Source organism: Tepidicella xavieri (assembly GCF_004363315.1).
Taxonomy (GTDB): domain Bacteria; phylum Pseudomonadota; class Gammaproteobacteria; order Burkholderiales; family Burkholderiaceae_C; genus Tepidicella; species Tepidicella xavieri.
Genome location: NZ_SNYL01000004.1, coordinates 98,367 through 110,250, shown reverse-complemented (window position 1 = coordinate 110,250; position 11,884 = coordinate 98,367). Strand labels below are relative to the sequence as shown.

Below are 11,884 nucleotides of genomic sequence, written 5' to 3'. Positions count from 1 at the left end.
GGCCTTGCGGGGCTGAGTGTGACGGCCATGGCCCAGCCCGCTGGCACCGCCCCCCTGGAGCGTGAGCCCGTACGCACCCTGGAGCAAAAAACCGAGCGCATCGTGCATCAGGACGCCGGCAGCCGCATCGAGGAACTGCGCATCGGCGGCCAGACCCGCAGCATCGAGGTGCAGACCAACAGCCGCGTGCCCGGCTATCAGGTACAACCCATCGACCCGGCCCGTTCGCAGGATGATCGCGGCTCCTCTGGCAAAAGCAGCTGGCGCGTGCTCCAGTTCTGACCATGGCCGTCTTCACCGAAGTCTCACGCGATGAGGCCACGGCCCTACTGCGCCGACTGGGCCTGGGGACGCTCACCGACATGGCGGGCATCACCGGGGGCATCGAAAACACCAATTACTTCGTCAGCACCGAGCGCGATGGCCAGCGCCACGACTATGTGCTGACGCTGTTCGAACGCCTGTCTTTCGAGCAGCTGCCGTTCTACCTGTACCTGATGAAGCATCTGGCCGCCAAGGGCATACCGGTGCCCGCGCCCGCGGCAGACGATCGGGGTGAGATTCTGCACCGCGTGCAAGGCAAGCCGGCTGCCGTGGTGGACCGGCTGCGTGGCCACAGCGAACTGGCGCCCGATGCCTCCCACTGCGCCCAAGTGGGCGCCATGCTGGCGCGCATGCACCTGGCCGGGCAGGACTACGAACGCGTTCAGCCCAACCTGCGCGGGCTGGCCTGGTGGAACGAAACGGTGCCCGTGGTGCTGCCCCACGTGAGCGCGGAGCAGGCCAACCTGCTGCGCAGCGAGTTGGCCTATCAGAACCACCTGGCCCAGACGCCTGCTTACGAAGCGCTGCCACGCGGCCCCATTCACGCCGACCTGTTCCGCGACAACGTGATGTTCGATGGCGGGCAGCTCAGCGGCTTTTTCGATTTCTACTTCGCCGGCTGCGACACGTTCCTGTTCGACATCGCCGTCTGCCTGAACGACTGGTGCATCGACTGGGCCAGCGGCTGCGCCGACGCCCAGCGCGAACAGGCCCTGCTCAACACTTACGAAGGCGTGCGCCCGCTGACGGCCGCCGAGCGGCAGCTGCTGCCCGCCATGAAACGGGCCGCAGCGCTGCGCTTCTGGATCTCGCGCCTGTGGGACTGGTACTTGCCGCGCGAAGCCTCGATGCTCAAGCCCCACGACCCCACCCATTTTGAACGCGTGCTGCGCGCGCGGATCCAGGCCTTATGAAGCTGCATCACGTTCCCGCCAGCGCCGGCATCCAGTGGGTGAAGCTGGGCATTCGCACGTTCTTCCGGCAACCGCTGGCCCTGGCCGGGTTGTTTTTCATGTTCATGCTGGTGGTCTCGGTGCTGTCCATCGTGCCGGTGCTGGGGCATGCGCTGGCCCTGGCGCTGCTGCCCGCTGCCACGCTGGGCCTGATGGCAGCCACCCGGGAGGCTGCCGCCGGCCAGTTTCCCATGCCCACGGTACTGGCCAGCGCCTTCCAGGCCGGACGCGAACGGGTGCGCGCGATGCTCGTGCTCGGCGCCATTTACGCCGCCGGCTCTTTCGTCATCATGGGACTGACGGCGCTGATCGCCGGCACCGGCCCGGTGGCCATCGATCCCGAACAGGTGGAATCGGCCGGCGAGCTGCTGCGCCAGCCAGGGGTGATGCGCGGCCTCCTGGTCAGCCTCGTGCTGTACGTGCCGCTGGGGCTGCTGTTCTGGCACGCGCCGGCGCTGGTGCACTGGCACGGCGTGTCACCGGCGAAAAGCCTGTTTTTCAGCGCCTTGGCTTGCTGGACGAACAAAGGCGCGCTGTTGGTCTATTTCCTGGGCTGGACCGGCGTGTTCTTCGGCGTCTCGCTCGGGCTGGTGCTGCTGGCCACGCTGCTCGGCGGCCCCAAGCTGCTGAGCCTGTTGCTGTTTCCGGTGGCCATGCTGATGAGCGCGATGTTCTTCTCGTCGCTCTACTTCACCTTCCGCGACAGTTTCACCACCGACGACGGCCAAGCCCCGGCCTGAATGACTGCGCGCCCATCGGCGGTTCAGATGGGCGTGAGCTTGGCCACGCTCAATGCCAGCCATTTCGAGCCATGGCGCATAAAGCTGACCTGGGCCCGGGCATCGTCGCCCTGCCCTTCCACGGTCAAGACCTTGCCCTCCCCGAACTTGGGGTGAAACACCTGCATCCCGGCGCGGATGCCGTGAGGCGCCGCTGCCTGCGCGGGTGAGGCGGTCTGGCGCGCGGATGCTGGCACTGTGAAGCCCGTCTCTGCCAAGCCGCTGCGGCCCCAGGCAGGTTGCATGCCCACCCGAGACGGCGCAGCGCCCCAGGGGCTGCCGCGCTCGCCCGCCCCCCAGCCGGCAGACGGCGGCGTGAGCCATTTCAAGCAATGCTCGGGCAATTCGTCGAAGAAGCGGCTGCGCAGGTGGTAGCGGGTCTGTCCGTGCAGCATGCGGGTCTGGGCATGGGTCAGATACAGGCGTTTGCGCGCCCGGGTGATGGCCACATACATCAGCCGACGCTCCTCTTCCAACCCGTCCATGTTGCTGAGGCTGTTCTCGTGCGGAAACAGCCCTTCTTCCAATCCGGCGATGAACACGGCGTCGAACTCCAGACCTTTGGCCGCATGCACGGTCATGAGCTGCACCGCGTCTTGGCCCGCCTGGGCCTGATTGTCGCCCGACTCCAGCGCGGCATGGGTCAGAAACGCCACCAGCGGGCTGACGGTTTCGCCCGTCTCCGCCGCCACGGCATCGGACAAGGGCAAATCCAGCAGCGCGGCCGTGGGGTCCAACCCCTGGCTGACGGGGGACTGGCCCGCAACGGCCAAGGTCGATGCGGTTTCGTCCAGCGGCAAGGCCACGGCATCACGGCCAAACCCTTCCTGCATGACAAAGCTTTCCGCGGCATTGACCAGTTCCTCCAGGTTTTCCACCCGGTCAGCGCCATCGCGGTCGTCCCGGTAATGCGCCAGCAAGCCGCTGTGCTGCAGCATGATGTCGATGATTTGGCGCAGCGTGGCCCCGGCGGTGGCTTCGCGCATCACATCGATCTTGGCCACGAAGGCGCGCAGCTTGGTGGCCGCCGCGCCCCCCAGGTGCTCGACGGCATCGTGCAGCGAACACCCCCGGCTGCGGGCCCTGTCCTGCAATTGCTCCAGGGTTCGCGCCCCGATGCCGCGCGGCGGGAAGTTGGCGACGCGCAGGAAGCTGGTGTCGTCGTGCGGGTTGTCCAGCAGCCGCAAATACGCCAGGGCGTGCTTGATTTCCGCCCGCTCGAAAAACCGCAAGCCGCCGTACACCCGGTACGGCACGCCGGCATTGAACAAGGCGCTTTCCAACACGCGGCTTTGCGCATTGCTGCGGTACAGAATGGCCACCTCCTGGCGCGGCAGGCCGTCGTTTTTCACCAAGTGGCGGATTTCATCGACGATCCACTGCGCCTCGGCGAAATCGGTGGGGGCTTCGTACACCCGCAGCGGCTCGCCCGCGCCTTGATCGGTACGCAATTGCTTGCCCAGCCGGCTGCGGTTGTGGTCGATCAGATGGTTGGCGGCGTCCAGGATGTGACCGTGGCTGCGGTAGTTTTGCTCCAGCTTGATCTGGTGGCGCACGCCAAATTCGCGCACAAAGTCCGCCATGTTGCCCACCCGCGCGCCACGGAAGGCATAAATGCTTTGATCATCGTCGCCCACGGCCAGCACGGCATTGGAACCCGGAACGAAGCGGCCTTGCTCTTCGTGCCCGGCGAGCTGCTTGAGCCAGGCATATTGCAGCCGGTTGGTGTCCTGAAATTCGTCGATCAGGATGTGGCGAAAGCGCTGCTGGTAGTGCTCGCGCAGCGCCGGCTGGTCGCGCAACAGCTCGAAGCTGCGCAGCATCAATTCGCCAAAGTCCACCACGCCTTCGCGCTGGCATTGCGCCTCGTAGAGCTGGTACATCTCGACTTTGCGCCGATGGTCCTCATCATGGATGGGTATCTGGTGGGGGCGCAGCCCCTCTTCCTTGCAGTGGGCGATGAACCACTGCAGTTCCTTCGGCTTGAACTGCTCCTCGTCCAGCCCCTGCTGCTTGACCAGACGCTTGATGGCGCTGAGCTGGTCTTGCGTGTCCAGGATTTGGAAGGTTTGGGGCAGTGCGGCCAGCTTCCAGTGGGCCCGCAGCAGTCGATGGCACAACCCGTGGAACGTGCCGATCCACATGCCCCGCACATTCAACGGCAGCATGGCCTGCAGCCGGGTCAGCATCTCTTTGGCGGCCTTGTTGGTGAAGGTCACCGCCATGATGCCGCCCGCCGTGACCTGACCGGTGCTCAGCAGCCAGGCGATGCGGGTGGTCAACACCCGGGTCTTGCCCGAACCCGCGCCGGCCAGAATGAGCGCATGCGCCGCTGGGAGGGTGACGGCGGCGAGTTGTTCGGGATTGAGGGCTTGCAGCAGCGGCGAGCGTGCCGGATCGGTCGAGGCAGGACAAGACATAGCCCGCATTGTAGAAATGCCTGCCCAGGCTCAGCGAGCACGGGCCCGTTCACCGCTGGGGGTCTGGCGCCTCCATCACGATTTCCACGCGTCGGTTTTGGCTTCGCCCCTCGGGCGTGGCGTTGTCGGCCACGGGGCGGGTATCGGCCAAGCCGGAAGCACGCAGCCGGGTGGGGTTGATGCCGCGCGCCTCCAGATGCCGCACCACTGCACCGGCGCGGGAGGCAGACAGTTCCCAGTTCGACGGGAAACGTGGGGTGTTGATGGGCACGTTGTCGGAATGGCCCTCGACCACGATGGTGTGATCGGGCGCCTGGTTGAAGGCAGGCAGCAGGCGATCGATTACGGCCTGCCCTTCGGGCGTTAGCGAGGCGTCGCCAGACGCAAACAGCACTTCACTGCTGATGCGAAAGCGCACCACGCCCTGGCCAGTGGTGACCTCGATCCCCTGGCCCAGATCACCCACTTCGACGGCGGGCCGCGGCGGCGCGGGCCTCATGTCCTGCGGCTCGCCCTCCACGCGGGCGGGCGCGGTGGCCGGATGGGGCAAGGGAATGGGGGGCACGATGCTGGTGCCGGCATCGGCCGCCGATTGAACGATGGGCGACTGCCGGTCGAGCGCACTTTCCCGTTTCTCACCACGGAACGACTCGCTGATGGGCTCGGAAAAAGCCAGCATCACCACCATCATCGCGAGCAGCAGGGTGACCACATCCAGGTAAGTGACAAGCCAAGACTCATCTTCCTGCGGTGGCACGGGATCGGTGTGCCAGCGCTCGAATCGCCCGCTGCGCAGGGCACTGATGGCCCGGTTCGGTCCGGAGTCGCTGGCGGAGGTGGCAGCCGACGTGGACTGGGACGATGCCTGCATCTCGCCCCACATTTTTTCAAGCAACGTGCCCCCGCTCATGACCGGTTTGCCCCTGCGCCAGGGGTAGGCTTGGGGGTGGCGGGACCACGACGCAGCAGCCCAGGGCGACGACCATTGTCCTGCGGGCCGTCGAAAATCTCGTCCTCATAATGCGCGACGAAGGACTTGAGCGTCTCGCGCATCAGCGAGGGGCTGCGCTTGGCCGTCATCATGGCAATGCCCTGCATCACCATGTTCATGAGGACCACACGCTGCTCGGTGCGGCGCTCCAGCTTGACGGCCACCGGCTTGAACACCAGATTGGCCAGCAAAATGCCGTAGAAGGTCGTCATCAGCGCCACGGCCAGGTGCCTGCCAATGACCACCATGTCGCCCGTGCCGAGTATGTCCATCATGTTGACCAGCCCGACGAGCGTGCCGATCATCCCGAAGGCGGGCGCATAGCTGGCCATGACGCGAAACAGCTGCGCCTCGGCCGCTTCCTTGGCCTTCATGCGCGAGATGCGCCACTGCAGCAGGTCGAGGATGTCTTCCTCCGGCGTGCGCTCGATGACGAGTTGCACCCCGGTACGTAGGAAAGGATTGGTCACGCGCTGCAGGGCCTTTTCCACCGCCACCGGATCTTCCCGTATCCACAGGCGAGAAACATCGACCAGTTCCTCGATGTCTTTCTGGGTATAGAGCCGTTCGTTGCGGATGACCGTCTTGATCAGCTTGAAAACACGCAACACTTCCTTGAGCGGATAACTCATGAAAGTCGCCGCCATGGTACCGACGAGAACGATCGCCAGGCCAGGCAGGTCGATGAACAGCAGCGGGTCTTCGGCCGCGAAAATCATGACGACGACCAGCAGCAAGACGCTGGCCACCATCCCGATCAGGGTGGATGGGTTCATCCGGCAGACTCCTCTGGGCGGCTTGAGGCCACCGCACGCTGGGATTGTGCCGCATCGTTCACCAGCACAGGCATTGGCTAAAGCGAAAAAAACGCGGTGTCTGTCGGCCTGTTTGACCGCGACGGCCAGGAGGAATGCAACAGGGTCTCAGGCAGCACTCAGTCGCGCACTCGGCGCACCAAGTCGTCAAAGGCATCCCGGATGGCATGGCCGACGAAGGACTCCGGCATTTCCCAACCGGCCACCCAACTCAGTATGTCGTCTGCCGGCATGGGTCGGGCGATCCCGTATCCCTGCAGGATGTCGCAACCCATATCGTGCAAGGCGGCGGCATGCTCGTCGGTTTCCACGCCTTCGGCCACCACGGTGCAGCCAAAGGCCTTCCCAAGGCTGATGACGCCGCGCACCAAGGTGCGGTCACGCTCATTGACGAGCATATCCCGCACGAAAGACTGGTCGATCTTGATGATCTGCGCCGGCAGACGCTGCAGGTAAGCCAGAGAGGAATACCCCGTACCGAAGTCGTCGATGGAGCATGGCACCCCTAAGCGGGCCAGTTCCTCGATCACGTAAGACACCAGAGAAAGGTCATGCAACGTTTCGGATTCGAGCAGTTCGATTTCCAGGTACCCCCTTGGCAATGCCGGATAGGCGGCCAACAGTTGCTGCACGTCTTGCAGGAACTCGGGCCGCACGAGGGTGGAGACATGCAGGTTCACGCTCACGGGCAACACGGTTCCGGAGGCCATCCAGCGGCTGCCAATCCGCAACGCTTCATGCAGCACCCAGCCGTCCAGCCGCGTGGCCAGCGGTGTGCCCTGCACTGCATCCAGAAAAACACCCGGCGCCAGCACACCCCGTTCAGGATGCCGCCAGCGAATCAGGGACTCCACCCCGATCACTTCGCCGTCAGCCAGACGCACCTTGGGCTGGAAGTACAACACCATCTCGCCCTGATCGATCGCCTGTTCAATGCGGGCCAGATGGTCTCGCTGGCTTTGCACCTGGGCCTCACGGTGAACATCGTGCACACACAGGCGGTTCTTGCCCTGTTCTTTGGCCAGCAACATGGCCAAATGGGCGTGGCGCAGCAGCATGTCGGCATCTCCGCCGTCCGCCGGGTAGAAGGTCACGCCGCCGCTGCATGCCAAGGTCAGCATCCGGTCAGCCACGGCATGGGGGCCGCGAACGCAGACCCGCAAGGCTTCGAGTTGCTGCAAAGCCTCCACTGGTTCTGCGCAGCCATGGATCACCACCACGAACTCATCCCCGCCGAGCCGACCCACCAGCCTCGATTCATCGGCCCCGCCCTGCAGCACTCTGGCCACCGCACAGAGCACATCGTCAGAAGCCGATGCCCCCACTTGATCGACCACGGCCTTGAAATCGTCCAAATCCAGGACACAGATCGCCAGGCACCCGGGACGGCCAGCAGCCTGTGCCAGCCAACCATGCAGGCGTTGGGTGATCTGGCGCCGGTTGGGCAGCCCGGTGAGCTGATCGTAGTGAGCCGCTCTGGCCACCGCTTCCTCCATTCGGCGCTTCTCAGTCAAGTCCTTGCCCACCGATACCCAGCGCCGCACCACGCCGTCACTGTCAGGAAGTCCTTCGATGGTCACATCCGACCAGAACACCTCACCATTTTTGCGACGCCGCTGGACCTGGCCCTGCCAGCGTCCTTCGGTCTGAATGGCACGCGCCACCACGAGCCGAAAGTTGTCGCCTTGCGTTTCAGCCCCTACGCGCAGCAGGTCGGACTGCATGCCAATGAGTTCTTCGCGGGTGTAACCCAAGGTCTGGCAGTAGGCGGGGTTGACATCGAGAATCTCCCCGCGTGGCTTCATGATGCAAATCGTGGCCGGGCTGTGGGTAAACACACTGGCCGCCTGCCGGGCTTCGGCCAGCGCCTGCTGCAACCGCGCGGTGGACTGTGCCAGACGAACTTCCCGCTCCCTCAGATACAGGCTGTTGTCGAGGAGATAGCCCACGCAAAGAATGGCCATGAGCGACATGACCGTCACCGGCACGGCGGTCTGACGCCAGACCTGAGCGCCCAAATCACTCGGCAAGGTCCAGGTGGCCATCTGCGTGACCAACGCCGAACCAAGCCCCAAGACGAGCAACCAGCCCCACAAGCCGCCAAAGCGTCCGAGACGCTCATCGAAGTCGGGACGTATACGCCGCATCACCACGCCAACAAGCAGATTGAGTCCGATCGCCAACAGGGCCGGATACACCCCTATGCCTCCCAAAGACTCCCGATAGATGGCCATGATGACCGCCGCCAGCGCTGCCGGAGCCAGCGGCAGGTAAGCCCCGGCCAGGGCTGCCACTACGTTGCGGGCATCCATGATCACACCTGGGGCCACGGTCACTGGCACCATCATGGCCAGGATACCGACACCTCCAAACAGAAGCCCCCCCAGCCATACCAGCCAACGGCTGCGGGCCCGTCGCACCTCGCGCCGCTTGTGCAAGGTGCCGCGTGTTGCCACGCCATACGCCACCGCCAGCATGGCCAGCAGACCGGCATTCATGCCGAGGTCTCGAATCAGGGCGGTGACTTCGTGTTGCATCAGGCCGCCAGATTAACCGTTTCCGTTCAGATCTTGAACTGCGCCACCGTGGCCGCCAGACTGTCGGCCTGCTCGCTCAGCGCCGTGGCGGCCGCGGCACTTTCTTCGACCAGCGCCGCATTCTGCTGCGTCATCTGATCCAGATTGGTCACGGCATCGCCAATTTGCGAAATGCCCTGTCGCTGTTCATTGGCGGCCAGCGCCACCTGATTCATCAAATGGGCCACCTTCTGCACGTCGGTGACGATGGCCTGCATCACTTCGCCCGTCTGGTTCACCAGCACCGAGCCGTTTTCCACCGCCTGCACCGAGCCTTCGATCAGGCCCTTGATCTCCTTGGCAGCCTCACCAGAGCGCTGCGCCAGGGTGCGCACTTCGCTGGCCACCACGGCAAAACCGCGGCCCTGCTCACCCGCGCGAGCCGCCTCCACCGCCGCATTGAGCGCGAGGATGTTGGTCTGGAAGGCAATGCCGTCGATCACGGCGATGATGTCGTTGATGCGGCGTGAGCGGTGGGTGATGTCGTCCATGCTGCGCACCACCTCTGAAACCACCTCCCCGCCTCGCGCGGCGGACTGTGCCGCCGCGGCGGCAATCCGGTTGGCCTCGGTAGCGGTGTCGGCCGACTGCGTCACGGCGCTGATCATCTCCTCCATGGTGGAGGCCGTTTCTTCCAGGCTGGATGCGGTCTGTTCGGTGCGGGCCGACAGGTCGTGATTGCCTGACGCGATCTCACGAGCCGCCACGTTCACCGAGTCACTGGTTTCACGAATCACGCGCAGCGTGCCCTGGATCTTGGCCACGAATTCATTGAACGCCGCCGCGATGCGCGCGAGTTCGTCGGAGCCGTCGGCATTGAGTCGCTTGGTGAGATCGCCTTCGCCCGAAGCCACATCCAGCATGGCTTTTTCCAGCCGACCCAGCCGCGTCAGCGAGCGCACCACCACGGCCGCGCACACGAGCACCGATGCCAACGCCACCAGCAGCCCAGCCACCAGCGAACTGGTCAACAGTTGGCGCACGCCGGCCATGGCCTCGCCTCCATGCAGGGCAATCACCAACCACCAGTCGGTGCCAACGATCGGTCGCGCACTGATCAGCCGCCCCACCCCATCGATGCTCACCGGTACCAGGCCGCCATCTTGGGCAATCTGCTGGACCCGGGGACCACTGAGGTCACGGGAAATCTCGGCCACATCCTTGAGCACCAGTTCCAGGTTCTTGTGTACCAGCACTTTGCCGGCGCTGGAGACAACGAAGGCATAGCTCGATGGCGTCGGCGCGATGGCCGTCACACTGTTGGCCACCACATCCATGAACACGTCGGAGGCCGCCACTGCCCGCACGGCTCCTCCCTCGCGGGCGGCCACGGCGAAGGTCATGACCAGCCGCCCGCTGCCGGCGTCCACATACGGCTCGGTCAACACCACCCCATTGCCCGCCGCCGCCTGCCGGTACCAAGGGCGACCGGTCGGGTCCCAATCTGGCGGCAGATTCTGTGGGGTGGAAAAAATGGCCGTGCGGTTGGCGTAACCGATGTAGGTGGTATCGAACCCTCCACTGACGACTGCCTGCGTCAATGCCGGCAGGGGATCGTCCACCGCCGTCGCCGGCAGCATGGCCTGGGTGATGTCGGATCGCGTCTTCACCCATTCGGCGATGCCACTGACCCGCGCCTCCGAAAGAGCCGCCGTGCTTTGCGTCAGGGATTGCATGGCGGCATTACGCACCGTGAAAAAGTTCAAGGTCGAAACCGCCAGCACACTCAAAGCGACCAGCGCCCCCGTGGTCCATATGAGCCGCTGCTTCAAAGATAACGACGTCCAACTGCTCATATTTCGCCTCGCAAGGATGTTTTTTAGGTTTTTAGCAGATTTTAAACAAGGCTGAAAGGGGCAAACCCCCCGGTAGATAGCCCCCAAGCCTCTCGCACCCATGCCATCGAGCGGATCGTTCCCCGACACCGTGGGAATGTGTATACAATCAATCACCGGGCCCAAGTTTCTTGCGTCCGGTTTTTTGTTGCCGGATTCAGGCCAAGCGCTCACCCCCTCTTCACCGACCAAGGAGCCTGGATCATGGAAATCTTCGACTACGACAACATTTTGCTGCTGCCGCGCAAGTGCCGGGTGGAAAGCCGCTCGGAATGCGACACCTCGGTGCAGTTCGGCCCACGCCGCTTCAAGCTGCCCGTGGTGCCAGCCAACATGAAAACCGTGCTCGACGAGAAGATCGCCGAGTGGTTGGCCGCCCATGGCTACTTCTACGTCATGCACCGCTTCGACCTGGACAACGTGGCCTTCGTGCGCCGCATGCATGACCAAGGGCTGTTCGCCTCCATTTCGCTGGGCGTGAAGGCGGCCGATTACGCCACTGCCGAGCGACTGGCCGCCGAGGGGCTGATGCCCGAATACATCACCATCGACATCGCGCATGGCCACGCCGACAGCGTCCAGCGCATGATCGCGCACCTCAAGCAGAAGCTGCCCGGCAGCTTCATCATTGCCGGCAACGTGGGCACGCCCGAAGCGGTCATCGATCTGGAAAACTGGGGCGCCGACGCCACCAAGGTCGGCATTGGGCCAGGCAAGGTGTGCATCACCAAGCTCAAGACGGGGTTTGGCACCGGGGGCTGGCAGCTGTCGGCCCTGAAATGGTGTGCCCGCGTCGCCACCAAGCCCATCATCGCCGACGGCGGCATTCGCGAGCATGGCGATATCGCCAAATCCATCCGTTTCGGCGCCACGATGGTGATGATCGGCTCCCTGATGGCCGGCCACGAGGAGTCCCCCGGCCAGACGGTGGAAGTGGACGGCAGGCTCTACAAAGAGTATTACGGTTCGGCCAGCGACTTCAACAAGGGCGAGTACAAGCACGTCGAAGGCAAGCGCATCCTCGAACCGATCAAGGGCAAGCTGGCCGACACGCTGCGCGAAATGCAGGAAGACCTGCAAAGCTCCATCAGCTACGCGGGCGGCCGGCAGCTCATGGACATTCGCAAGGTGAATTACGTCATCCTGGGCGGGGACAACGCCGGCGAGCACCTGCTGATGTGAGCCAGCGGG

The 11,884-nt window shown here is 64.3% G+C and carries 9 protein-coding genes; 4 read left to right on the top strand and 5 right to left on the bottom strand.

Translation table 11 applies throughout. The annotated features are described in order from the left end of the window. Positions 1–27 precede the first annotated feature (27 nt). The 3 genes from DFR43_RS04815 to DFR43_RS04805 are packed head-to-tail and all read left to right on the top strand — an operon-like array spanning position 28 to position 2,017. Positions 28–282 (top strand): hypothetical protein, encoded by a 255-nt coding sequence (locus tag DFR43_RS04815; protein WP_245988830.1) that lies wholly within the window; start codon positions 28–30, stop codon positions 280–282. A 2-nt stretch (positions 283–284) separates the two neighbouring features. Continuing rightward, a complete protein-coding gene (locus tag DFR43_RS04810) occupies positions 285–1,238 on the top strand; it encodes a homoserine kinase (RefSeq protein ID WP_133596217.1) in 954 nt (317 codons plus the stop codon). Then, on the top strand, positions 1,235–2,017 hold the full coding sequence (locus DFR43_RS04805) for a BPSS1780 family membrane protein (protein WP_133596216.1): 783 nt from the start codon (positions 1,235–1,237) through the stop codon (positions 2,015–2,017). Before DFR43_RS04810 ends, DFR43_RS04805 begins: the two co-directional genes overlap by 4 nt. Before the next feature lie 23 nt (positions 2,018–2,040). Here DFR43_RS04805 and DFR43_RS04800 read toward each other — a convergent pair whose 3' ends face one another. From DFR43_RS04800 to DFR43_RS13890, 5 genes are all read right to left on the bottom strand, one after another. Next, positions 2,041–4,476, bottom strand: a complete 2,436-nt coding sequence (locus DFR43_RS04800) for a UvrD-helicase domain-containing protein (RefSeq protein ID WP_133596215.1) — start codon at positions 4,474–4,476, stop codon at positions 2,041–2,043. Between the two features lie 49 nt (positions 4,477–4,525). After that, on the bottom strand, positions 4,526–5,347 hold the full coding sequence (locus DFR43_RS04795) for an OmpA/MotB family protein (RefSeq protein WP_133596214.1): 822 nt from the start codon (positions 5,345–5,347) through the stop codon (positions 4,526–4,528). A 35-nt stretch (positions 5,348–5,382) separates the two neighbouring features. After that, the gene (locus DFR43_RS04790) at positions 5,383–6,243 is read right to left on the bottom strand and encodes a motility protein A (protein ID WP_133596213.1); all 861 of its coding nucleotides are present in this window, start codon (positions 6,241–6,243) and stop codon (positions 5,383–5,385) included. Between the two features lie 158 nt (positions 6,244–6,401). Continuing rightward, the gene (locus DFR43_RS04785) at positions 6,402–8,819 is read right to left on the bottom strand and encodes an EAL domain-containing protein (RefSeq protein WP_133596212.1); all 2,418 of its coding nucleotides are present in this window, start codon (positions 8,817–8,819) and stop codon (positions 6,402–6,404) included. A 26-nt stretch (positions 8,820–8,845) separates the two neighbouring features. Then, entirely contained in the window at positions 8,846–10,534 is a 1,689-nt protein-coding gene (locus tag DFR43_RS13890) for a methyl-accepting chemotaxis protein (protein ID WP_281276367.1), read from the bottom strand. A gap of 363 nt (positions 10,535–10,897) precedes the next feature. On the opposite strand from DFR43_RS13890, the gene DFR43_RS04775 reads away from it, so the two are divergent. Continuing rightward, positions 10,898–11,875, top strand: coding sequence for a GMP reductase (locus DFR43_RS04775; protein ID WP_133596210.1), 978 nt, complete (start codon positions 10,898–10,900; stop codon positions 11,873–11,875). Positions 11,876–11,884: the final 9 nt, after the last annotated feature.